Here is a 23,285-nt window from a genome sequence, read left to right as displayed (position 1 = left end):
CGGTGGCCAGCACACCAGCCGGCCCGGTGATCACCGGCCTCGGGATCACCGCGCCGACCGGCATCGGCGTCGAGGAGCACTGGGCGGCGGTGCTCGCAGGCAAGTCCGGAATCGGCAGGATCAGCCGCTTCGACCCTTCCGGCTATCCCGTCCGGCTCGCCGGTGAGGTACCGGGGTTCGACAGCAAGGAGCGAGTGCCCAGCCGGCTCGTCCAGCAGACCGACCACTGGACCCACCTCGCCCTGTACGCCGCCGAACAGGCGCTCGCGGACGCCGGCGTCGACCCGCGTGAACTGCCCGAGTACGACATGGCGGTGGTCACCTCGGCCTCCTCGGGAGGCACCGAGTTCGGCCAGCACGAGATGGAGAACCTCTACTCGCACGACTCCACCTGGGTGGGCGCCTACCAGTCGATCGCCTGGTTCTACGCGGCCACCACCGGGCAGGTCTCCATCCGGCACGGCATGCGCGGCCCGTGCGGAGTGATCTGCTGCGAGCAGGCCGGCGGCCTCGACGCCATCGGCCAGGCCCGGCGGCTGCTGCGGCGCGGTGCCGCGCTCGTGGTCAGCGGCGGCACCGACGCGTCGCTGTGTCCGTACGGCCTCACCGCGCAGCTGAGCAACGGCAAGCTGTCCACCGTCACGGACCCCGAGCGCGCCTATGTGCCGTTCGACGCCGAGGCGGCCGGCCATCTGCCGGGCGAGGGCGGGGCGATCCTCATCCTGGAGAACCCGCAGGCCCTCGCGGGGCGCGGCCGCGGCCCGGGCTACGCCCAAGTCCTCGGCTACGCCGCCGGTTTCGACCCGGCCCCCGGCACCGGCCGGGAGCCCGCACTGCGGCGTACCGTCGAACACGCCCTCGCCGACGCCGGGTTGGCACCCTCCGACGTGGACGTCGTCTTCGCCGACGCCTCCGCCGTACCGGGCGAGGACGCCGCCGAGGCGCAGGCGCTGCGCGCGGTCTTCGGCCCGTGCGGGGTTCCGGTGACCGCGCCCAAGACCCTCACCGGCCGCCTCTACGGCGGCGGAGCGGCGCTGGACGTGGCCACTGCCGCGCTCGCGCTCCACCACCAGGTCGTCCCGCACACTGCGGGCACGGCCGCACCCGTCCCGTCGTACGAACTCGACCTGGTGCTGGACGCGCCGCGCCACATACCGGTTGGCACCGCACTGGTCCTCGCCCGCGGCCACGGGGGCTTCACCGCCGCCCTCGTCCTGGGGAGCGTGCGCGATGCCGGGTGAGACCAACGGCCAGGTGATGGTGATCGTCCACCACCAGGCCCGCAACGAGGAGGAGCTCGCCGCGATCGGCGAGGCGTACCACCTGATCAGCGAGCGGATGGCCGACGTTCCCGGCCTTCTCGGCAACGAGCTGCTGCGCTCGCCCGTCGACCCCACCGCGGTCGTCGTGGTGAGCCGATGGGCCGACCGGCAGGCCTTCCATGCCTGGGAACAGGGCGCGGACCACCGCGAGGACACGGCTCCGCTGCGCCCCTACCGGGACACCAGGCTGCCGGTGCCGTTCGGCATCTACGAAGTCACAGCGGCGTACTGACACCTCGTACTGACATCCGATGAGGAACGGGAGGAACCCATGGATCAGGGACTGTCGGGCAAGCGGGTGCTGGTCACCGGCGGCACCAAGGGCATCGGCCGGGCCACCGTGCTCGCCTTCGCCCGCGCCGGAGCCCGCGTCGCCGTGGTCTCGCGCAGCGCCGGCGAGGCCGCCGACTCGCTGAGGCGGGAGCTGAAGGAGACCGGCGCCGACCACGTGCTGCTCCAGGCGGACGTCACCGACGCGGCCCAGGTGGCGACGGTCGCCGACAGCTGCCGCGAGGAGTTCGGCGGCCTCGACGTGCTGGTGAACAACGTCGGCGTCGACGGCCAGGTGTGGTTCTCCGAACTGCCGGAGGCCGAATGGCACCGCGTCGTCGACCACAACGTCACCGCCGCCTACCTCGTCACGCAGGCGATGCTCGGTCTGCTGGTCGACGGCGCATCGGTGATCAACATCGGCTCGTCGGTGGGGCTGCGCGGACGGGTGCGCGGTGTCCACTACACGGCGTCCAAGGCCGCCCTCGTCGGCCTCACCCGGGCGCTGTGCAAGGAGTTGGGCACGCGCGCCATCCGCGTCAACACCGTGGCTCCGGGGCTCACCGAGACAGAACCCGGCGCGGGACTACCGCCCGAGGCGGTGGAACGGATCGTCGGCATGACCGCACTCGGCCGGATCTGCCAGCCGGAGGACGTCGCGGGCGCGGTGCTCTTCCTCGCCGGCGAAACCTCCCGCTACGTCACCGGCGTCACCCTCAACGTCGACGGCGGGGTGTGAGGAAGGGTGACCGGCATCGACGTGGGGATCGGCCTGCCCACCACGGTCCCCGACAAGGACGGCACCACGCTGCCGGAATGGGCCTGCCGCGCCGAGGAGTTGGGCTTCGCCAGCCTCGGGACGCTCGACCGGCTGGTCTACGACAACTTCGAACCGCTGACATCGCTCGCCGCGGCCGCGGCGGTCACCACCCGCATCCGGCTCGCCAGCACGATTCTCATCGCCCCCTACCGCCCCGCCGCGGCACTGCTCGCCAAACAGGCCGCCACCATCGACGCCATCAGCGGCGGGCGCCTGGTGCTCGGGGTGGCCGCCGGAGGCCGCGCCGACGACTATGCGGCGACCGGCGCCCCCTACGCCGCACGCGGCGAGCGCCTCGACCGGCTCATCGAGGAGCTGCGGCAGATCTGGGACGGCGGCGGCCCAGTGCCCGGTATCGGGCCGCGCCCTGCGCGCCCGGGAGGGATACCGCTGCTGGTCGGCGGGCACTCCCCGGCGGCGATGCGGCGCTCGGCGCGCTTCGGCATCGGCTGGATCGCGGGCGGCAGTTCCGTCACCGCCTACCCGGATCTCGTCCGGCAGGCGCGTGAGGTGTGGGCCGAGGAGGGGCGCACCGAGCGGCCTCGGATGGTCTCGCTGCTGTATGCGTGCCTGGGCCCGGGCGCCGGACGGGTGGCCGGCGGATATCTGCGGCGCTACTACTCGTTCATTGACGCCAAGGCGGAACGCGCGTCGTCCGGAGTGCTGACCGACGCCGGTCAGGTACGGGACGCCGTACAAGCCTACGCGGAGGCGGGATGCGACGAGCTGGTCCTGCTGCCGTGCACCGCCGACCCCAAGCAGCTGGAGCTGCTCGGGGCGGCAGCGCTGGGGTGACCAGCAGGAATGGCCTACTGATGGCGCGATTGCCCGGCTCCCGCTCGCGGGACGCCGGGCAGTTCCGCCTCCTGCGGCCGTTCGACGATCCCAGTGTCGGCACCGGGGAGCAGCACGGTGAGCAGAGGACCGGCCATGAAGGTGGTGACCAGCGCCATCACCACCATCAGCGAGTACATCCGCGTATCCAGCACGCCGAGCTGGAGCCCGACGGTAAGCACCACGAATTCGGTGAGTCCGCGGGTGTTCATCAAGGTGGCCAGAATCCAGGACTCCCGTGCCGGCAATCCCCGCAGCCGAGCCCCGCCCCAAGTGCCCAGTGCCTTCCCGGTCACGGCAGTGACCAGGATCAGTGCCAGGTCGGTGAAGGCGCCCGAGCCCATTGCGGACAGATCGACGTTGAGGCCGGCCATCACAAAGTAGACGGGCAGCAGGAAGTACCCGCCGGACTGCCGCAGTTGCTCCACGAATCCCGCAGCCGCGGCGGTCGGGTCGCGCGGCATGGCGGCGCCGAAGACGAACGCGCCGAACATGTAGTGCAGGCCGATCCAGTCGGCAGCGAAGCAGGAGAGCACCAGGCCGCACATCACCACGGCCCCGGCCGCCGCGCCCGCACCGTTCAGCAGGCTGCGCAGCAGCGGGCGGACGCCCGCCCACATCGCCAGTACGTAGAGCGGGATCAGCAGCGCGTGCCACTGTCCGGCGCCGATCACCGTGAGCACAACGGCCAGCAACGACCAGGCCAGCAGGTCGGCCAGCATGGCCGAGCCCAGCGCGATTGCGCCGATCCTGGTCCGCAGTAGCCCGCGGTCGGCGAGGATCCTGGCGAGTACGGGGAACGCGGTCACTGCCGTCGCCGCACCGAGGAAGAGCACGAAGCCGGCCGTATGCGTCGTGGGGCGCTGCCCGGCCAGATACAGGGCGAGCACACACCCCAGAGCGAACGGAAGCAGCACGGAGGTAAGGGCGACGCTGACCGCGATCCGGCCCTGCGACCGCATCAGGGAATGCTCCAGTTCGGTGCCGGCCGCGAACATGAAGAGCGCGAGGCCGAGAGTGGCCAGCGCGTTCAGGTACGGCCGGACGGCGACGGGCAGCAGATGCGCCGCGATCGCGCCGTGCCAGAGGGTCGGTCCGACCAGGATGCCGGCGAGGAGCTCACCGAGGACCGATGGTTGTCGTATCGCCCGGGCCGCGGCGCCCAGAGTCCAGGCGAGCGCCAGAGCCGTGGCGAGGGCCAGGAAGAAGGGAGCCACCAGATGAGCGGGCATCGCGAGTACTCCTGCCGTGAGGGGGACGAGAGCGTGCGCGCCGACCGCCCGTTTCGTGCAGGGCACCAGGGCAGGGCCTGCCCAGACACGATCCACTGGGCAGGCCCTGAGCCGCACACCCGAAGCTGTTCCGGGACGTTCAGCGCACCGCCGTGGCCAGTGGAGTGTGGCCTGCGGCACGCGCGATCGCCCCGGCGAGCCCGGCCGCCGCCGATGCGCCGGCGCGCCCGGTCGAGCGCCAGGCGACGATCGCGTCCGGCCGTACCAGTACCGCACCGCCCGCCTCGATCCCGTACGCCTGCAGCCAGTCGCGGCCCTTCGACCGCAACTCGCCAACGGCGTCGAGCACATGGGTGCGCAGCGGAATCCCCAGCTCGCCCGCGGCCTTCTCGGCGGCCTGCGTCCACGCCGTGCCCGAGGCGTCCGTGAGCAGCACGTAGTGGTCCCAGAACAGGTCGATGGTGGAGATGGTCCCGCCGTCCTCCCGCTCCAGCCACACGTGCGGGGCGCGGGTTCCGGGCTCGCCGACCAGCTGCAGCTCGGGGGTGAGCACCGGCCGGTCCGCGGGAGCGGAGATCGCCGTGGAGGAGTACCGGTACCCCAGCGTCACAATGATGTCGTCCACCATCGCCGCCTTGTCCTCCTCGGTGGCGTAACCGTGCCGGATCCGGTTGCGCACCAGAGCCTGCGCGGCCATGGCGCTGCCCACCGCGTGGCGCTCGGCGTGATAGGTGTCGAGCAGTGCCTCGCCACCCCAGCCGTTCAGCACGGCGGCGATCTTCCACGACAGGTTGTGTGCGTCGTGGATTCCGGTGTTGGCGCCGAAGCCGCCGGCCGGCGGGTGCACGTGGGCGGCGTCCCCGGCGAGGAAGACCCGGCCGCGCCGGAATGTCTCCGCCACCAGCTGCGCACCCTCCCACGGAATCTTCGCGACGACCTCGACGTCCATGTCGGCCTTGCCCGCCGCGGTCCTGACGATGTCCACGCACCGTTCGTCCGTGAAGTCCTCCGGCTCCTCGCCCTTCTCCGGGAAGTAGATCGGGGCGGCGAGCCACGGATTGCAGCCGTGCAGCCGGGACAGGCCCATCAGCGTGCCCGGCGCCGAGGCGTAGCAGAGGATGAACTTGCGGTCCTTCAGCAGCACTTCGAGCTCGGGTGCCCGGAAGTAGATGCTGAGCGCGTTGAAGACGGTGCCGCGCCCGTGCCGTTCCACGCCGAGCAGCTTGCGGACCGTGCTGTTCGCGCCGTCGGCCGCCACCAGGTAGTCGGCGCGGATGGTGATGCGCTTGCCGGTGGCGGTCTCCTCGGCGACGGCGGTGACGCCCGCGTCGTCCTGGGTGAACTCCACCAGCCGGGTGCTGAATCGGATGTCGGAGCCCAGCTCACGCGCCTTGGCGGCGAGCACGCGCTCGTACCGGTCCTGTCCGCAGCCCATCACCCGCTCCGGGCTCACCGTGGGGCCGTCCAGCGACGGCGCCTCGAGCAGCACCGCGTCGTCGATCCCGGAGAAGGTTTCGACCTGGATGATGCCGCCCTCGAAGTACGGGTGCGAATCCCCGATCTCCAGCGCGCGGATGTCCTTGCCGAGGCCGGCGGCGCGGAACATCTCCAGAGTGCGCGCCTGCATGCCCGGGGCCCGCGGCAGCGTCGAGGTGCCGTCGCGCTTTTCCAGGAGCATCGTCCCGACCCCGTGCCGTTCGCTGAACAGGGCGGTGGACAGGCCCACCGGGCCGCCGCCCACGATCAGCACAGGGATCCTCACGTCATACATGCGTGTCCCCTCATCTTCCCCTCGTTTCCGAAGTCCTGTGCGCGCAACGAGGTGATACGGCCCGCCGCACACCGAAGAGTTACTGACAGGCCCTTGAGGATTCCTGGCATCGCGGTCGGGCGGACGCCCGGATCACGCGGTTCCAGTCCGGTTCGAGGAGCCCTCCACGCCGTCCTGCGAGCGTCGCGGCACGTACGGGTCCGGCGCCTGGCCACCAGGCGTCCAGGAAGGAGAGTCACCGATGACGAGCAACCCCCCGGACGTCAGCACGCCCGCCGGGATCCTCCGGCTCGGCAACGCGTTCTGCGATGCCAAGGCGCTGCTGACCGCCGTGGAACTCGACTTGTTCACCGCCCTGCACGAAGCGTCCGACGGCGCCGCCACGGTTGACGAAGTCCGCGACCGGTTGTCGCTGCACGGCCGCGGGCTGCGTGACTTCCTCGACCTGCTGGTGGCGTTGGGGGTCTTGCAGCGCGCCCAAGGACGCTACCGCAACGCGCCCGCCGCCGACCGCCACCTGGTCCGCGGCGGAGAGGAGTACATCGGCGGCTTCCTGCTGCGATCGAGCCGCAACCTCTACCCGGCTTGGGGCCGGCTGGAGGAGGCCCTGCGCACCGGCCAACCGCAGTCCGGAAGCGACTTTGAGGCGGTCACCAAGAACCCCGCGATTCTGCGGCAGTTCATCGGCAGCATGGACGCCTTCACCAATGTGCTGGGTGCTCAGCTGATCGACGCGTTCGACTGGTCTCCGTACGGCTCGGTGGCGGACATCGGCGGCGCTCGAGGCAACCTCGCCTCGCAGATCGTCCGGGCGCGCCAACACCTCGCGGGCCACGTCTTCGACCTTCCGGCGATGGAACCTTTCGCCAAGGAGCTCATCGCCGAGCTGGGGCTGGAAGGCAGGCTCGAATTCCACGGCGGCAGCTTCTTCACCGATCCGCTGCCCAGCGCAGATGTGGTGATCCTCGGTCATGTGCTGCACGACTGGGATGCGCAGCAGCGCAGCGAGCTGCTGCACAAGGCATACGACGCGGTCAACCCGGGCGGAGCGCTGCTCGTCTACGACCGCATGCTCGACGACGAGCCGGAGCACGCCGAGAACCTGGTGATCAGCCTAGACATGCTGTTGGTCACCGACGGCGGCTCGGAGTACCCGGCAGCCGAGATCACCGAATATGCCCGGCATGCCGGGTTCGCCTCCACCGAGGTGTCACCGCTGGGTGACTACGACACTCTGGTGGTCGCCCGCAAGTCCGTCTGAAACGGGATCCCGTGCCGCGGCCCCGGTGCCCTGACCGTTCCTTGGGCACCGGGGCCGCTTCAGGTTCGACGCGAGCCGCGCTCGACCGGCGGGGGAAAGGATCCGGCCATTCCTACCACCACCGACCAGGGCATACGGGGGAGACCACGTGCGCCTGGAGGGAAGGACATGAACGGACTATCCGGTAGAGGCCGACGCGTGCTTGCGGCTGTCGCAGCCACCGTCGCGCTGGTGGTTCCGGGAGCGGCTGTCGCGACAGCCGCTCCCGTTTCACCCGATGCGAGCAGTGGCACCACCTATTACGTCGACTGTTCGGGCGGCAGCGACAGCGCGGCAGGCACCAGCCCGAACAGCGCCTGGAAGTCGTTGGCAATGGTGAACGCCACTACGCTGCGGCCCGGCGACGCGATCCGCCTGCGAGGAGGCAGCAGTTGCGCGGGCACCCTCGCCCCGCGGGGCTCCGGTTCGGCGGCTGCGCCCATCACCATCGCCTCCTACGGCTCTGGCACGGCGAGGATCGTCGGCGGCGGCGCCACCGCGGCCGTCTTCTTGCACAACGTCCAGTACTACGAGCTGAGCAATCTCGACATCAGCAACGAGGGCCCGGCCCCGACCGCCACTCAGCAGCGCGTCGGCATCTACGTCCTCCTCGAGGACTTCGGCATCGGCCATCACTACGTCATATCCAACGTCTCGGTGCACAACGTCAATGGCTGTGACTGCCGCGATCCCAACAGCAGCGGCGGCATCCTCTTCGTCGCAGGGGGCTCCTCGGTGCCCACTGGGTTCGACTGCGTGCACGTCACCGGAGACACCGTCGCCCACGTGGACCGCACCGGCATCGGCACCGTCTCGTACTGGCAGCGCCGCTCACAGTACCCCAACGGGCCGGGCACCACGTGGGTGCCGATGACCCACCTCGTCATCGACGGCAACCACGTCAGCGACACCGGCGGCGACGGCATCATGGTCTTCAACGGCGACCACGCCCTCATCCAACACAACGTGGTCGACGGCTACGAAGAACGCTCCGCGGACTACAACGTCGGCGCCTACGCCTGGAACTCCGACTACACCGTCTTCCAGTACAACGAGGTCGCCGACGGCAAGAGCCCCGGCATGGCCTTCGACCTGGAGGGCGGCGACACCGCAACCCTCATCCAGTACAACCTCAGCCACGACAACGGCGCCGGCTTCCTGTTCATCTGCCCGTCTCAGGGCTCCGTCTCAAGCGGCGGGATCGTCCGGTACAACATCAGCCAGAACGACCAGGCCAGCGGCGTCTACGGCGTGTTCACCAACCCGTGTGGCGACGAACCCGGCACACAGATCTACAACAACACCATCTACGCCCCCGGCGCGGCCAACCTCGTGGAGGTCTACGGAGCATCGACCGCAGCCTTCACCAACAACATCTTCATCGGCCGACCGGCCGGCTCCGTGCTGAACGACCCGCACAGCACCTACTCGCACAACATCTACCAGAACGTCAGCAGCGGCTCGGGGTTCGGCTCCGATGCGATCCAGGCCGATCCGCTGCTGGTGGCGCCGGGCACGGCCACCTCGGTCGGCGATGCCGGCGGATACCAGCTGGACGACGGCTCCCCGGCATTGGGCGCCGGCACGGCGATCACCGGGAGCGGGGCGCACGACTACTTCGGCAACCCGATTCCGTCGAGCGACCCGAACATCGGCGCGTACTAGGCCCTGGCCGCTCAGTACTCCCCCTGGATCGACGAAGACAGATACGCCGCGTGGTCCGGCCGCTCCGGCCGGACCACGTGCCGTACCCAGGCATCCCGCTCGTGTGCCATCGCCGCCATCTCCCAGATGCACGCGGTGGCGTGCGCCGGTGCCTCGACGGGGGCCGTCAGGTTGTCCCAACCCGCGATCCAGGTGCGGGTGTGCAGGATCAGCCGGTTACGGCTCCACCAGCCGACCACCACATAGCAGCCGTCCTCGTCCTCGTGCACCACGCTGAACGCGTGCGCGGGAACGTCGGCGCAGGGTTCGGGAAGAGACATCCGTACCCCGAGCCGCGCGAAGTCCAGCACCTCCGACGGCGGGGCGTCGCGCAGCGACGAGACCGCGTAACGCTTCACCGTCCAGCCGCCCAACGACTCCGGACGCAGCGTCCGTACCGAACGCGTCGAATACTCCACCGGGCGCTCGCCCACCCGCAGGTTCGTCGTCATGCGGTGGATGGTGACACAGCGCGCGAAGGCCGCCAACCGTCCTTTGAGCCGCCGTTGAGCGTTGTTGCCGAGGATGACTGTGCATATGAGGGGCATCGCCCGCGGTCAACCAGCAGGAGGCGTCCGTGCAGACGTTCCGCATCGATGACTCGCCGCTCACCAGCGAGTACGGAATCCAGATCGGGCGGTGGGAGAGGTACCCGGACGCCGATGCCCTGCCGTTCGGGGCCATGTGGTGCCAGGTGCCCGCGAACTCGTCCAGCACTCTCGACAACCACCCCGAGGTGGAGCTCGCCGTCGTCGTCGGCGGCGACGCGACCTTCACGGTGGACGGGCGGGCGACGGAGGTGGCAGCGGGGACCGCCGTGCTGCTGCGACCGGGCGAGCGCCATGTGATCACCGCGCACCGCGAGCCCGTCCGCGTTCTGAGCCTGTACTGGCTGCCCGACGCCCAAGGACGCTCCGATGACTGACAGGTCCGAGCTCACCACCGTCGTCCTCTCCCCGCCCCCGACGCCCAACGGACCACTGCATGTCGGCCATCTCGCCGGCCCGTACGTCGCGGCGGACATCGCCGTACGCGAGGCCCGCCGAGGCGGTCGCCGGATCTTTGCCCTGTGCGGCCTCGACGACCACCAGAACTACGTCCTGGCCAAGGCGCGCCAGGAGCGCGCGGACGTACTCGACGTGCGCAACCGCTACGCCCGGCTGATCCGCGACGCGTTCGCACGCGCCGGGGTCGTGCACGACGGCTTCACACAACCGCTCACCGAACCCGGCTACCGTTCGGCCGTCACCGGCTTCCTCGGCGAACTCGTCGGCAGCGGAGCCCTGCCCGTACAGGAGTGGAGCACGCCGGCCTGCCCCTCGTGCCGCGGCGTCGCGCACCACGCCTACGTCAGCGGGCGTTGCCCGCATTGCGGCGCGGAGTGCGGCGGCGGCACCTGCGAGGGCTGCGGCGGCTATACCCCGGCGGCTCGGCTGGTCGATCCGCGTTGCACCCGCTGCGGCTCGGCGGCGACCGGCGAGAAGACCGTCCGTGGGCCGGTGCTGCCACTTGAGGAGCACCGTGCCGCGCTTGAGGCCGCATGGTGCACAGCGATCCTGCCGGCGCGTGCCCGGGAGCTGGCCGCGCGACTGCTGGCCGAAGACCCGATGCCGGTCGTGCCGCTCAGCTACCCCACCGACTGGGGCATCGAGCTCGGGGCCGGCACGCCAGGCCACCGCCTCGATGTGTGGGCCGAGATGGGCCTGGGCTACCTTTACACGATCGGCCGACACCTGCAGCCCGCGGCGACCGGACTGCGTGAACATGTTGCGGCCTGGCAGGGGCTCGACTCACTGTGGGCCTTCCTCGGCCTGGACAACGCGTTCTACTACCTGGCGATGTTCCCGGCGCTCTTCGCCGCCGCGGGCGTGCCGGCGCAGAAGCTGCTGGGCGGGCTCGTCGTCAACGAGTTCTACCGCCTCGAAGGGCAGAAGTTCTCCACCAGCCGTAACCACGCGGTGTGGGCGAACGAGCTGCTGGAGAAGGAGGACCCGCGCGCGGTCCGCGCCTTCATCGCCTGGGACCGCCCGGCGCCGCATCCCACCAACTTCACCCTCGATCGCTTCCGGACCACGACGGACGCCTGGGACCTCGACGGCGGCCAGGCGCCGGTCGACCCGAACGAGCTGGCCAGGGCTGAATCGGCGCTCACGCTGGAGCACTTCGATGCCGCGCTCGCGGCCCGCTGCCTGCTCGGCACGAACGGGGCCGCCCCCTGCGGGCCGCTCGATGCCATCATCGGCTCAGGCAAGGCGGCGGACCGGTGAGAATCTGCATCACAGGAGCGGGCATCGCCGGAATGCTCATCGCCTGGCGCCTCGTCCGGCAGGCCGGCGTCCACGTCACACTGATCACCGGACCGGACGCCGAACACGACGCAACCGCCTTCTCCGGGGGCCTGGTACGCGGATTCGACACCGACCCCCGGCTGTCGGAGCTTGCCGCGCGCTCCCTGGCGGAGTTGCGGGAGAGCGCCCTGCTGCGCGACTGGTCCGAGTACCGGGAGGTCGGCTCGGTGCACGTCGTCGGTTCGAGCCCGGCGGGGGAGCGCCTCGCCGTGCTCGACCGGATGCTGCCCGGTTCGGCTTCCCTGCTCCAACCGGCCGAGCTGGCTGCGCAGTTCGGGATGGAGGGACTGCCGGAGCAGGCCGTGGGTGTACTGGAGCTCCACGCCGGATACTTCTCGCCCGACGCCCTGCGGAGAGCGGCCCGCCGCGACTTCACCGCCCGAGGCGGAGAGGTGTACGAGGGAGCGATACGGGAACTCGGCCCGGACGCCGACGGGTTCGTCTACCGCACGTCGACGGAGTACGGCCACGCCGACGCCATCGTCTTCGCCACCGGTGCATGGACCGGCCGCCTCCTGTCCGATCTCGGCTTTCCGGACACACAGACCGGGCTGCGGACCAAGGCCATCCAGTGCGCCGTCTACGAGGTGGAGGGCGAGCGCCCGCCTGCATTCGTCGACGAGACCAGCGGACTCTACGGACGCCCGGCCGGGCCCGGCCGCATGCTCTTCGGCCTGCCCACCGATCGCTGGGACCTGCCGCCGGGGCCGCAGGTCTTCCTCGACCGGGAGGAACGCGAGGTGCGCGTAGCCGTCGCGCGGCGCTTCCCCGGGCTGACCGTGCACCGCCGTCCACGCCGCGTCATCGCCAGCGCCGAAGCCTATGCCGCCGAGGGGCGCCTGGCGCTGCGGCCTGTCCTTGAGCACCGGACCGGGCTGTTCACCTACGCCGGTGGGAGCGGCGCGGCGGCCAAGACCGCTCTCGCGGCGTCGGCCGACGCCGCCGCCGACCTGATGCACACCCTTCGGGCCCGCCGCCCCCTCCCGACCGCCGAAAGGGACCACCGATGACCGCCGATGCCCGCAGTGCGCTGGAAGCCGTCTGCCCGGACCGGGTGATCGCGCCCGGTCACCCCGCCTACGACAGGGTGCGGTTGCTCTTCAACGGAATGCACGACCGCCGGCCCACGTTGATCTGCCTGCCCAGGGACGCGGACGAGGTGCGGTCCGTGGTCCGGGTGGCGCGGGACGCCGGGTTGCCCACGGCGGTGCGCGGCGGCGGGCACAACGTCGCCGGCTCGGGATCCGTGGACGCAGGACTCGTCATCGACCTGCGCCTGCTCAACCGGGTGTCCACCGACCCCCAGCGCCGGCTCGCTCGCACGGGAGGCGGGGCCGTCTGGGCAGACGTCGATCTGGCGGCCGGGGCGTACCGACTCGCCGTCACCGGCGGAACGTTCGACGACACCGGTGTCGGCGGCCTCACGCTCGGCGGCGGCATCGGCCACCTGATGGGCCGGTACGGACTCACCTGCGACAACGTCGAGTCGTACGAGCTGATCACTGCCGACGGTGAGCGGCTGGCCGTCGACCCGCAGTCCGATCCTGAGCTGGACTGGGCGTTGCGGGGTGCGGGCCACAACTTCGGCATCGTCACCGAGTTCACCTTCCGGCTGCATCCCGTCGAGCGGATCTACGGTGGCTACGTCGCCTACCCGGGCGCCGATCCCGAATCCGCCATCCGCCTGTTCCGCGATCTGATGCTGACCGCTCCCGACGACCTCACCTGTACCCTGCTGCTCGAACGTCACGGCCCGGCCCAGGGCCCGGCGGCGGTCATGAGCGTGTGCTACGCAGGCGACGACGCGGAATACCGCGCCACCCTGGACAAGGCCCTGCGCCGCCTCGACATCCTCGACTGGCGCATCGAGGACCGATCGTATGTGTCCATGCAGATGTGCCTGGGCCGCCTGCCCTTCGGCCTGCGGCACTACTGGAGCGCACGCTGCGTCGAACGGCTGCCGGACGAGCTGGTCGAGGCGATCGCGGAGCGCTTCCGTGCGGCGAAGATCACCGACCCCTACAATGACACGATTCTCATCGAGCCGATCAACGGTGCGGTACGCCGCGGCGGTCCGACCGCGAGCGCCGTTCCGTTCCGGGGCGCGGCCTTCAACATCACCGGTATGGCGATATGGGAAGCGGACCGCCCGGAGGCCGACGCTCAGCAGACGGCATGGGCCAAGTCCGTCGCGGGGCGGGCCGAGCCGTACGGGCACTGGGGAGACGGCTACATCAACTACGTGGGCGATTCCGGATCCGCAGGCCGCGAGCGCGCGTTGCGTACCTTCGGGCCCGCTGCCTATGAGCGCCTCGAGCGCGTCAAGCGCCGCCTTGATCCGGAGAACTTCTTCCGCTCCAACTACAACGTTGCCCCCGCGGGGGCCGTGCGATGAACTACGAGGGCAGGGCGTTCCGTTCCTCGGCGGCCGAGACCGCATCCGGCGGCGCCACCCCCGTCGGCCGTTATCACCAGCGCGGGGATCTGGTGTGGGCGGAGTTCTCCGGCGGCGCGGTGCGTACCGGTCGGCTGGTGGGCCGCAGTGCGCCCGACGGCGTGCTCACCGCCGCGTACTGCCAGGTGCTGGACGACGGGCGGACGGTCGGCGGCGAGGTCGTCAGCACCCCGGAGTTCCTCGCCGACGGACGGATTCGGCTGCGCGAGGAGTGGCGGCGCGCCGACGGCTCCACCGGAACGTCGTGGGTTGAGGAGATCCGGTGACGGTGGGTGCCCGGGGCGGATCGGCCCCGGGCACCTCATCGCGCTCACGCCAGCAGATAGCGCTCGGTCTCCCAGGCCGACACCTGACGGTGGTACTCGGCGAATTCGGCCCGCTTGACGGCCGCGTAGTACACCGCATACTCGCCGTACTCACCCGCGGTGCCTCCGACGGCGCCCGGCACCTTGCCCAGGCCTTCCCGCAGCACCCCGTCCGCCAGCAATTCCTCCACCGCGTGCAGCAGCGTCGGGGGCACCGGGCGCAGCCCCTGGTGCCGCTGTACCAGAGCATTCTCCAGGTCGCCGGTGACCGGCTCTCCCGGGTCGGCGCTGCGCGCGATGCCATCCGCGCCGGCCGCGGCGATCCCGGCAATGGCCAGGTACGGGTTGGCGGCGCCGTCCACACACCGCACCTCGATCCGTCCGGTGTCCGGTATCCGCACCAGCTGGGTGCGGTTGTTCCCGCCGTAGCTCGCGTACCCCGGTGCCCAGCTGGAGCGTGACAGGGTGTCCGCGCCCGCGCCGAGCCGCTTGTAGGAGTTGACGGTCGGGCAGGTGAGTGCCATCAGCCCCGGCGCGTGGTCCAGCAGGCCCGCGACGAACGCGTAGCCGAGCGCTGATGTGCCGAGCCCGCGCGGATCGTTCGCGTCCGCGAACAGCTCGGTGCTGCCCTCCCAGAGCGAGACGTGCAGGTGCAACCCATTGCCGGTCAGCCGTGAGAACGGCTTGGGCATGAAGGTGGCGACCAGCCCGGCCCGGTGAGCTGCCAGCTTCACAAGGTGGCGGAAGACCACCACCCGGTCAGCCGTGCGCAGCGCTTCCGCGTAGCCGAAGTTGTGCTCGAACTGGCCGTTGGCGTCCTCGTGATCGTTGGAGTAGTTCTCCCAGCCGAGGGCATCGATCGCCCGGCTGATGGTGGACAGGTGCCCGAAGCCGCGGGTTGCGGCGTTGGCGTCGTAGCAGGGCGACGGCGATGTGTCGAGCTCGTCGGCGACCGTGACGGTACCGTCCGCCGTACGCCTGACCAGGAAGTACTCGGGCTCCGCACCGACCTTGAGCTGCCGGCCCTGCTCGGCGAGCCGCTCCAGCTGGCGGCGGAGAATCCAGCGCGGCGCGTACGGCCACGGTTCCCCCTCCACGTACAGGTCGCACTGGATGATGCCGAGCCCCTCCTGCAGCGGACACGGCACATAGGAGGTCACATCCGGGATTGCCACGACATCCGGGTCGGCCGACGACTGCCCGAGGCCGTCCGCTGCGTTGCCGGCGAAGCCGAGCCCCTCGGCGAGCAGCCGGTCGAGCGTGCGGACCGGGGCCAGTTTGGCGCACGGCTTTCCGTGCAGGTTGACGAACATCACCAGTAGGAAGTCCACTCCGTCCCGGGCGACCGCCCGGGCCAGCTCGTCGGCGTTCCTGGAAGGTTCCGGGGGTGGCAGCGCCGTCATCGCGTCCTCCGTGGTGTGATCGACTCGATTGCCGTCCGGCCCACCTTCTCCGGCCGCGCTCGCGTCGGGCTCGACCCCCTCGCGCACCAGCGGGATTTGAGCCGTTGCTGTCAGCATCCGCACCAAAGCGACGAGACCTGGAGGGTGAAGTGACCGAGCAACGCACGGCGTTGATCACAGGTGCCAATCGCGGGCTGGGACGTGCCGTCGCAGTGGAACTCCACGATCGGGGGCTGCGGGTCGTCGTCACCGCACGGGATGCGGCCGCGGCCGAGGAGTCCGCCGCCTGCCTCGGCGTCGGGGTCCGCGCCTGCGTGCTGGACGTCACCGACCCGGAGAGCGTCAAGCGGGCTCGTGAGGAGATCGGGCCGGTCGATGCGCTGGTGTCCAACGCGGGCGTGCTGCTCGACATCGGCAGCGATCCGCTCTCGGTGCCGCTCGATGTGGTCGAGCGCACCTTCGCGGTCAACTTCGTCGGCGCCTGGCGGGTGGCGCAGGCGTTCGTACCGGACATGGTGCGGGCGGGCTGGGGCCGGGTGGTCTTCGTCTCCAGTGGCACCGGATCGTTCCACAACGGCCTGTTCACCGGCAGTCCCGGCTACTCGGTCTCGAAGACCGCGCTGAACGGCCTGACCCAGATGCTCGCCGCGCAGACCAAGGACACAGGCGTACTGGTGAACGCGGTGAACCCGGGACCGACCCGCACCCGGATGATGCCCGACGCCGCGCGCACCGCGGACGAGGCCGCCCGGGACATCGCCGATGCCGTCCTGCTGCCCGACGGCGGCCCGACGGGTACGTTCCGCCGCGCGGAGCTGGTCTTCGACTGGTGACGCAGCGGCGGTCCAGCACGGCTTGAGCGTCCGGGAAGAAGGTTCCCGTGGCGACCCCTGTGCCGTACGCGCAGTGGGCGCCTGGCCGACTTACCGGATCCGGGAGTGACGATGGACCACAAGACGCTCGGCAAGGGCTTGGCACCCGAGGACGGCAATGAACTCGACCGCTTGCTCGCGGCTCTCCCCGCGCAGGAGGCGGACTCCGTACGCGCATGGCTTCCCGGCGGCGGACCCGGGACCACCGACCCGATGGCGATGCTGGGCACTCTGGCCGCGACCGCGAGCGACGTCCCCAAACCGGAAGACAACGACCCGAAGGCCATCCGTCGGATCGGGGTCATCGGCGGCGGTACAGCCGGATACCTGGCCGCTCTCGCCCTCAAGGCCAAGCGGCCGTGGCTGGACGTGACGCTCGTCGAGTCCAAGTCCATCCCGATCATCGGCGTCGGCGAGGCGACTGTCTCGTGGTTCACGCTCTTCCTCCACCACTATCTGGGCATCGACCCGCAGGAGCTCTACGCGGAGGTGAAACCCACCTGGAAGCTGGGCATCCGGTTCGACTGGGGGCCGCATCCGGACGGTTTCATGGGCCCCTTCGACTGGTCGGCGGACTCCGTGGGCCTGCAGGGCGCGATCCGGACCACCGGCAACATCAACGGCTCGACCCTCGGCTCGGCGCTGATGGTCGCCGACCGCGCTGCCGTCTACGACGTCGGCGGCAGCCCCCTGTCGCTGATGAAGTACCTGCCGTTCGCCTACCACCTCGACAACGGACGGCTGGTGTCCTACCTGGCGCGGCTGGCCGAGCGACGCGGCATTCACCACGTCGAGGCCACCCTCGACGACGTGGTCCTCGGCGCGGACGAATGGGTCGACCACGTCCGGGCCGCCGATGGACGCGAGCTCCGCTTCGACCTCTACATCGACTGCACCGGCTTCCGTTCCCGGCTGCTCGGCCAGGCGCTGAAGACCCGCTACGTCTCCTTCGCCGACAGCCTGTTCACCGACTCCGCGGTCACCGGCAACATCGACCACGGCGGCACGATCAAGCCCTACACCCAGGCAACCACGATGAACGCCGGGTGGTGCTGGTGCATCCCGACCCGGGAGAGCGACCACCGCGGCTATGTGTACTCCTCGTCCGCGATCTCCGACGACGAGGCGGCCCACGAGCTCATGACCAAGTACCCGGGCATCAGTGAACCGCGCGTCGTCCGCTTCCGAAGCGGCCGGTACGAGCAGGCGTGGCGGGGAAACGTCATCGGCATCGGCAACTCCTACGGCTTCGTCGAGCCGTTGGAGTCCACCGGCCTGCTGATGATCGGCACCGAGATCCAGACCTTGCTCTCGACCCTCCCGGGCTCCTGGGCCGATCCGCAGGTCCGCGACGCCGTCAACATCGGCCTGGCACAGCACTGGGATGCGATCCGCTGGCTGCTCGCCATCCACTACCGGTTCAACACCCGGAAGACCACGCCGTTCTGGAAGGAGTGCGTCAGCAGCGTCGACGTCTCCGGATTCCAGCCACTGCTCGATGTCTACGCCGGCGGCGCGCCCCTCTCACGCCGCAGCCCGCTCGTACAGGACCTGCTGAACCGGGTGGCCCCCAGCTTCTTCGGCCTGTTCGGCATCGATTATCTGCTGCTCGGTCAGCAGGTGCCGACCCGGCTGCTGCCTATGGACGAGCCGGTCGAGCGGTGGAAGGCACGCCGCCAGGCCGCGGATGTCCTGGTACGGCACTCGCTGCCTACGCGTGAGGCGCTGGAGGCCTTTGGCGCGCATGCGGAGCTCAACCGCCAGCTGCTCGGCGATGAGGACAGTTGGGCCGGTCCAGAGATAGCCCGGCGGATGGGCCTGCTGTAAGAGCCTCCGGCAGGAGGGAGCGCGGGTGACGGAGGGGTCCCCCACGCCCGGAGGGCGAGGAGGGGGCACATCCCATGCCCGGAGGGCTATGAGGAGTGGGCGTGCCGCGTGAGGCTGTGCTCTCAGCCGACTCCGTCGGCGGACGCAGCGGTGCTGCACGCAGGGGATAGCTCCCGAGCGCAGCTGCGGGGGACGCGGTGCGCCCGGGGGTCCCCCGGCCGCAGGCCAGGGCGGGGGACCCCTCGCTCGCCGGGCATGGGGCACCCCGGCGGGCCCTGCTGCCGGAGTCACTGAGGCCGCTCCAACGCCGGACAAGGCCGTGGGCAGGGGGTGCCCCTGCCCACGGCCTCGGATCTGCATGTGTCCGCGTGGGATCACAGGTGGATCAGCGGCCAGGCCGCGTATTCGCGCATCCCGTAGAGCAGCGGGCGCCGCGTGGGGTCGAGCGTGATGTGCTGTACTTCGCCGAAGACGACCGTGTGCGAGCCGATCCGGTGCGCCGCGGCGACATGGCAGTCGGCCACCGCGTGGGCGTCGGCGAACAGGCCCGGTCCGGAATCCATGGCCGTCCGGGACCACTCGGCTCGGTCGAAGCGGCCGGGGTCACCCGAGCCGAAGAGCACGGCGGCCGAACGGGCACGTTCGTGCAGCAGGTTGACGGTGAACGCCCTGGCGGCCAGGACGGCCGCCAGGGTGGGGCTGTCGTTGCGCAGGCAGGCCAGCAGCGTCGGTGGTTCCAGCGTCACGCTGCACACCGCTGAGCAGGTCATGCCCCGCGGTGTGCCGTCGGGTGCGTAGGCGGTGACGACGGAGACCCCGCTGGGGAACTTGGCCATCATCGCTCGGTAGTCGGATGCCGCCACCATGGGCGTGCCGGCCGTGGCACCGACGGGCAGGGTGGTCATGGGCGCCCCTTCATCGTGTTCACCGTTCGACGGGAACGGCTTCCAGCGCGTAGTAGAGGAAGGGACAGGGCAATGCGGTCGCCGTGTCGAGCCGCAGCCCCGGGGCGGCGAACAGGGCCTCGAACTCACTCAAGGTGCGCTCCCGGCCTGTGGTCATGACCATCATCTCGATGTCGAAGATGGCCGCGCCCAACGCTTCAGCCGGGTCCTCGTCGCCGCGCCCCTCGGAGAGCACCGAGGTGAAGACGACGATCCTTCCGTCGGGCGCCAGGCCTGCGCGGCAGTTCTCCAGGATCTGTCGGCACTCGTCGTCATTCCAGTCGTGCAGGATGTTCTTGAGCAGATACGCGTCCGCCGCGGCAGGTACCGAGTCGAAGAACGAGCCGCTGACCACCTCGCAGCGGTCGGCGACGCCGGCCGACTCCAGCACGTCGGCTGCCTCCACCACGCCGTTGGCGGTGTCGAAGACGGTGCCGCGCAGCCGCGGGTTGGCGGCGAGGATCGCGGCCAGATGGGTTCCGTTGCCGCCGCCCACGTCGACGGCATGGCGGAAGCGGGAGAAGTCGAAGCCGGAGATGATGGCCGGAAGTTGTACTTCGCTGCCCGCAGCCATGGCGTCGTGGAATGTGGCGGCGAGCTCCGGCTCCCCCTTCAGGAAATCGAACAGTCGGCTGCCGTGGGCGAGTTCGAAGGCGTTGCGGCCGGTACGGACCGACTCCTCCAGCGCGCCCCAGGCCTGCCAGACCGGCGCTGCGCTGTGCATCGCGGTCAGCGGAGCGGCCTGGAGCGGAGACTCCTTGGCGAAGATCCGGCCCAGGGTCGTCAGCTCGAACGCATCGTCGTCCGTGGCGCGCAACAGCTGCGCGGCCGTCGCCGCCCGCAGCAGCCTGCGCAGATGACCCGGATGGGTGTCGGTGATGGTGGCCAGGCGGCCGACGGTCCGCGGCCCGTCGGCCAGCGCCTCGACGACGCCGAGCCCGGCGACGGCGGCCCCGATCTGATAGACGGCGAAACCGAAGAGCAGCGGAAGGTACTCCGCGGCCGTCGGCTGCTTCGTGGTCGAGCTCCTCATGGTGTTCCCCTTGGTAGTAGGCCTCGTCAGGATGGTGGCGCGCCATGGGGCCTGCGGCGGTGGGGGCGCGGTGCCGGCCGCGACCGCTGCCGCCCGGGCCGCCCCGCTCCCTGTTCCACGCTCTCTCCTGCCGGAGTCTGTCAGGCGCGGCAGAGCACGAGGGTGTCGTAGTCGGCGATCGACCGGTGAGTGATGGAGGAGAAGCCCGCGGCCCTGGCCTGTCCGGCGATCTCGGCCACGGTGTATTCGCTGCCGCCCTCGGTGACCAGAAGCATGTTCAGGCTGGCGACCAGGTTCTCGGTGTCGTCGGAGTGCTCGCCCAGCATCCGGTCGTACACCAGCAGCGTGCCGCCGGGGTTGACCGCACGGTGTGCCTTCGACAGCAGCTCCTGGCGCTGCTGCGGACTCCAGTCGTGCAGGATGTGGCCGAGGATCACGACGTCGGCGCAGGGCAGAGGGTCACGGAAGAAGTCGCCGGGATGGAACACCGCTCGGTCGCTCAGTCCCAGCTCGGCAAGGTAGCCGCGGCAGAACGGCTCCATCTGGGGCAGGTCGAAGACGTGCCCGACGAGGCCGGGGCGGGCGGTGAGCAGCTGAGCCGTCAGGTGTCCACGGCAGCCGCCGAGATCGAGCACCGAGTCGTACGAGATGCCTTCCAGAGCGGTGAGCAGCTGCCCGCCGAGACCCTGTGTCAGGCCGTCCATCATCCGCACGAAGTGACCGAGTGCCTCCGGGTCGTCGAGCATTCCCGTGAAGTCGCCGTCGGCCTGCGGCTTGCCGGTGCGCAGGGCCTCGGCGAGTTGTCCGTAGACGCCGTAGAGGTTGATGTCCGCGCCCATGAGGAATCCGTGGACCGCACCGGGTCGCCCTTGCACCAGGTATGCGGCGGCGCCCTCGGTGTTGCGGAAGCGGCCCTGGGCATCGCGGTGGAGCAGGCCGAGCGCGGTCAGCAGGCCGAGGAAGTCGGCAAGACCGCGCCCGTGCAGGCCCAGCCGCACGCGCAACTCCTCGGCCGTCGCGGGCTTTTCGTCTAGCACCGTGAACAGATCGAGTCGTACGGCGGTGAGCAGGGCCTTGGCGTCGCAGAACATGTTTCCGAGGCGCAGTAGGTCCGCCGCCGTCGCGACGTCAGGACCGGTGCGTGTCATATCGGCGTCTCCCTCGTCCGGCCATGGCTCTTCCGGGCGGAATCTCCCAGTGCCGGATGGAGGATGGCTCGATGGTGGGGGGAGTCGCACGAGGTCCACCGGAGATTGAGCAGACCCCTAGCCGGTATGCGGAGACTGAGCGGCATTCCGAGCTTCGCCTGACGAAAGACCAACGAAAGACCAGAGAGGTGCCGCGTGGACTCGTCGTGCCCGGTCAGCTACCCCTTCCCGTGGGCCCCCGCGCCGGACATCCCGGAGCACTGGCGAACGATGCGGGAGAATCCTCTGCTCCACGTCACCCTGCCCAGCGGTGACCCCGCTGTCCTCGTCACCCGCTACAAGGACGTCCGACAGCTCTTCGCCGACGAGAGGCTGAGCCGTAACACCTCCCGCTATCCTGCGTCCCGGATCTCGGCCAACAACGACCTGTTCGGCGACCCCGAGATCGACAACGATCCTCCGCGCTATCTGGAGGAACGCAGCGTCGTCATGCGAGCCTTCAGTGCCCGACGGATCGAGGCACTTCGCCCGGTGGTCAAGCAGATCACCCAGGAGCTCATGGACGCGATGGAGGCCGGGCCGAAGCCCGCCGAGCTGATGGAGGCGTACGCCTACCCTCTGCCCATCCTGGTCATCTGCCACATGCTGGGCGTGCCGCCGGAGGACCGTGCGAAGTTCAGGTCCTTGATCGACGGCTATCTGTCGGTGACCCGGCTGCCGGACGACGAGGTGGAGCGCTGCCGGGTTCAGTACTGGGACTACCTGAGCGAGCTCATCGCCGCCAAGCGGGCGGAGCCGGGGGACGACCTGATCAGTGAGCTGATCCGGGTCAGCCAGGAGGAGCCAGGAAAGCTGACGCCCTATCAGCTCCAGCACTGGGTGAAGACCCTGTTGATCGCCGGCTATGTGACCACCGCGTCGCAGATCGGCACCAGCATGGCCGTTCTGCTGCACCGCCCCGAGGTCGCCGAGGACCTGAAGGCCAACTTGGAGCTGGTGCCCTCGGCCGTCGAGGAGCTCCTGCGCTTCCAGATCATGGGGACCTCCCTCGGCTCGTTGCGGTACGCGCTGGAGGACATCGAGCTGTTGGACGGCACCGTCATCCCCAAGGGTGCGACGGTGATGCTCTCGGTGGAGTCCAACATGGACGACGACGTCTTCGAGGAGCCGCTCACGCTGGACATCCGGCGCCAGGACAACCACCACATGACCTTCGGCGCCGGCATCCACTTCTGCGCGGGCGCGGCGTTGGCCCGGATGGAGCTGCAGGAGGCCACCGATGGGCTGCTGCGCAGGTTCCCGAATCTGCGCCTCGCGGTGGCGGGTGAGGAGCTGGAGCGCCCGGTCGGCGGTTTCCTCGCTGGATATGCCCGGATTCCCGTGAAGTGGTGAGGGGTGAGCGCGCCCGATGGGTGCCCTGCGTGTGACAGCGGACAGCTCGACCTGTGTGACGTCCAGTCTGTGTGTGTACCGGCTCGCCCAGGTCTTTGACCAGGACGAGCAGGGCCGGGTCGTGGTCCTCGACGAGAACCCGCCGGAGGGGCTGCGCAGGGAGCTGCTGCGGGCGGCTCGCGGCTGCCCCACCGGCTCCATACGAGTGGAGGAGGCGGGCGAAGGGGTGGGCGAAGGGGTGGACGAGTAGGCGCGAGTGGGCGGGTGTGTGACAGCGGTGTGGGGCCCGACGACGGGGGCCCCCA

Annotated in this window: 22 protein-coding genes; 15 read left to right on the top strand and 7 right to left on the bottom strand. The window is 70.2% G+C overall.

The genetic code is table 11. The annotated features are described in order from the left end of the window. Nucleotides 1-2 precede the first annotated feature (2 nt). The 4 genes from NGB36_RS27870 to NGB36_RS27855 are packed head-to-tail and all read left to right on the top strand — an operon-like array spanning nucleotide 3 to nucleotide 3,207. Nucleotides 3-1,241, top strand: coding sequence for a ketosynthase chain-length factor (locus NGB36_RS27870; protein ID WP_255923318.1), 1,239 nt, complete (start codon nucleotides 3-5; stop codon nucleotides 1,239-1,241). Then, entirely contained in the window at nucleotides 1,231-1,554 is a 324-nt protein-coding gene (locus NGB36_RS27865; protein ID WP_255923317.1) for an antibiotic biosynthesis monooxygenase family protein, read from the top strand. Before NGB36_RS27870 ends, NGB36_RS27865 begins: the two co-directional genes overlap by 11 nt. 39 nt (nucleotides 1,555-1,593) lie before the next feature. Next, nucleotides 1,594-2,331: an SDR family NAD(P)-dependent oxidoreductase gene (locus NGB36_RS27860; protein ID WP_255923315.1), complete on the top strand. Its 738-nt coding sequence runs from the start codon at nucleotides 1,594-1,596 to the stop codon at nucleotides 2,329-2,331. Nucleotides 2,332-2,337: 6 nt separating this feature from the next. Further along, complete coding sequence (locus NGB36_RS27855) at nucleotides 2,338-3,207, top strand: LLM class flavin-dependent oxidoreductase (protein WP_255923314.1); 870 nt, start codon at nucleotides 2,338-2,340, stop codon at nucleotides 3,205-3,207. A 14-nt stretch (nucleotides 3,208-3,221) separates the two neighbouring features. Here the strand turns inward: NGB36_RS27855 and NGB36_RS27850 are convergent, their stop codons facing one another. Further along, a complete protein-coding gene (locus tag NGB36_RS27850; protein WP_255923313.1) occupies nucleotides 3,222-4,478 on the bottom strand; it encodes a cation:proton antiporter domain-containing protein in 1,257 nt (418 codons plus the stop codon). A gap of 139 nt (nucleotides 4,479-4,617) precedes the next feature. Further along, nucleotides 4,618-6,249, bottom strand: coding sequence for an FAD-dependent monooxygenase (locus NGB36_RS27845; protein ID WP_255923312.1), 1,632 nt, complete (start codon nucleotides 6,247-6,249; stop codon nucleotides 4,618-4,620). A 241-nt stretch (nucleotides 6,250-6,490) separates the two neighbouring features. Between NGB36_RS27845 and NGB36_RS27840 the strand changes: the two genes are divergently transcribed. Together NGB36_RS27840 and NGB36_RS27835 are read left to right on the top strand one after the other, a co-directional pair. After that, nucleotides 6,491-7,510: a methyltransferase gene (locus tag NGB36_RS27840; protein ID WP_255923311.1), complete on the top strand. Its 1,020-nt coding sequence runs from the start codon at nucleotides 6,491-6,493 to the stop codon at nucleotides 7,508-7,510. A gap of 198 nt (nucleotides 7,511-7,708) precedes the next feature. Continuing rightward, nucleotides 7,709-9,214: a right-handed parallel beta-helix repeat-containing protein gene (locus NGB36_RS27835; RefSeq protein ID WP_255923310.1), complete on the top strand. Its 1,506-nt coding sequence runs from the start codon at nucleotides 7,709-7,711 to the stop codon at nucleotides 9,212-9,214. Between the two features lie 11 nt (nucleotides 9,215-9,225). Here NGB36_RS27835 and NGB36_RS27830 read toward each other — a convergent pair whose 3' ends face one another. Continuing rightward, complete coding sequence (locus NGB36_RS27830) at nucleotides 9,226-9,705, bottom strand: hypothetical protein (RefSeq protein ID WP_255923308.1); 480 nt, start codon at nucleotides 9,703-9,705, stop codon at nucleotides 9,226-9,228. A gap of 125 nt (nucleotides 9,706-9,830) precedes the next feature. Between NGB36_RS27830 and NGB36_RS27825 the strand changes: the two genes are divergently transcribed. Genes NGB36_RS27825 through NGB36_RS27805 form a run of 5 tightly spaced genes read left to right on the top strand, consistent with a single transcriptional unit; the run spans nucleotide 9,831 to nucleotide 14,322 of the window. Next, nucleotides 9,831-10,178, top strand: coding sequence for a cupin domain-containing protein (locus NGB36_RS27825; protein ID WP_255923307.1), 348 nt, complete (start codon nucleotides 9,831-9,833; stop codon nucleotides 10,176-10,178). Beyond that, nucleotides 10,171-11,520 carry a class I tRNA ligase family protein gene (locus NGB36_RS27820; RefSeq protein ID WP_255923305.1) on the top strand — a complete coding sequence of 450 codons (1,350 nt, stop codon included), beginning with the start codon at nucleotides 10,171-10,173 and terminating at the stop codon, nucleotides 11,518-11,520. Before NGB36_RS27825 ends, NGB36_RS27820 begins: the two co-directional genes overlap by 8 nt. After that, nucleotides 11,517-12,611, top strand: a complete 1,095-nt coding sequence (locus NGB36_RS27815) for an NAD(P)/FAD-dependent oxidoreductase (RefSeq protein ID WP_255923304.1) — start codon at nucleotides 11,517-11,519, stop codon at nucleotides 12,609-12,611. Before NGB36_RS27820 ends, NGB36_RS27815 begins: the two co-directional genes overlap by 4 nt. Further along, nucleotides 12,608-13,996 carry an FAD-binding oxidoreductase gene (locus NGB36_RS27810; RefSeq protein WP_255923303.1) on the top strand — a complete coding sequence of 463 codons (1,389 nt, stop codon included), beginning with the start codon at nucleotides 12,608-12,610 and terminating at the stop codon, nucleotides 13,994-13,996. The genes NGB36_RS27815 and NGB36_RS27810 overlap by 4 nt, the downstream gene beginning before the upstream one ends. Continuing rightward, entirely contained in the window at nucleotides 13,993-14,322 is a 330-nt protein-coding gene (locus tag NGB36_RS27805; RefSeq protein ID WP_255923302.1) for an avidin-fold protein, read from the top strand. Before NGB36_RS27810 ends, NGB36_RS27805 begins: the two co-directional genes overlap by 4 nt. A gap of 44 nt (nucleotides 14,323-14,366) precedes the next feature. On the opposite strand, the gene glnT is transcribed toward NGB36_RS27805, so the two are convergent. Continuing rightward, a complete protein-coding gene (gene glnT, locus NGB36_RS27800) occupies nucleotides 14,367-15,881 on the bottom strand; it encodes a type III glutamate--ammonia ligase (RefSeq protein WP_255923301.1) in 1,515 nt (504 codons plus the stop codon). 32 nt (nucleotides 15,882-15,913) lie between these two features. Between glnT and NGB36_RS27795 the strand changes: the two genes are divergently transcribed. Next, nucleotides 15,914-16,597, top strand: coding sequence for an SDR family NAD(P)-dependent oxidoreductase (locus tag NGB36_RS27795; protein WP_255923300.1), 684 nt, complete (start codon nucleotides 15,914-15,916; stop codon nucleotides 16,595-16,597). Between the two features lie 111 nt (nucleotides 16,598-16,708). Next, nucleotides 16,709-18,463: a tryptophan halogenase family protein gene (locus NGB36_RS27790; protein WP_255923299.1), complete on the top strand. Its 1,755-nt coding sequence runs from the start codon at nucleotides 16,709-16,711 to the stop codon at nucleotides 18,461-18,463. Nucleotides 18,464-18,837: 374 nt separating this feature from the next. Here the strand turns inward: NGB36_RS27790 and NGB36_RS27785 are convergent, their stop codons facing one another. From NGB36_RS27785 to NGB36_RS27775, 3 genes are all read right to left on the bottom strand, one after another. Beyond that, nucleotides 18,838-19,368 (bottom strand): flavin reductase family protein, encoded by a 531-nt coding sequence (locus NGB36_RS27785; protein WP_255923298.1) that lies wholly within the window; start codon nucleotides 19,366-19,368, stop codon nucleotides 18,838-18,840. A gap of 19 nt (nucleotides 19,369-19,387) precedes the next feature. Then, nucleotides 19,388-20,440 (bottom strand): methyltransferase, encoded by a 1,053-nt coding sequence (locus tag NGB36_RS27780; protein ID WP_255923297.1) that lies wholly within the window; start codon nucleotides 20,438-20,440, stop codon nucleotides 19,388-19,390. A 140-nt stretch (nucleotides 20,441-20,580) separates the two neighbouring features. Next, nucleotides 20,581-21,588, bottom strand: coding sequence for a methyltransferase (locus tag NGB36_RS27775; protein WP_255923296.1), 1,008 nt, complete (start codon nucleotides 21,586-21,588; stop codon nucleotides 20,581-20,583). 195 nt (nucleotides 21,589-21,783) lie between these two features. Here NGB36_RS27775 and NGB36_RS33520 point away from each other — a divergent pair, with 195 nt between their 5' ends. Beyond that, on the top strand, nucleotides 21,784-22,980 hold the full coding sequence (locus tag NGB36_RS33520) for a cytochrome P450 (protein ID WP_255923295.1): 1,197 nt from the start codon (nucleotides 21,784-21,786) through the stop codon (nucleotides 22,978-22,980). Nucleotides 22,981-22,996: 16 nt separating this feature from the next. After that, the gene (locus NGB36_RS27765; protein WP_269470647.1) at nucleotides 22,997-23,230 is read left to right on the top strand and encodes a ferredoxin; all 234 of its coding nucleotides are present in this window, start codon (nucleotides 22,997-22,999) and stop codon (nucleotides 23,228-23,230) included. Nucleotides 23,231-23,285 lie beyond the last annotated feature (55 nt).

Origin of the sequence: Streptomyces humicola, from assembly GCF_024436035.1 — a bacterium.
Lineage (GTDB): Bacteria > Actinomycetota > Actinomycetes > Streptomycetales > Streptomycetaceae > Streptantibioticus_B > Streptantibioticus_B humicola.
This window is presented reverse-complemented; position numbering and strand designations above follow the sequence as displayed.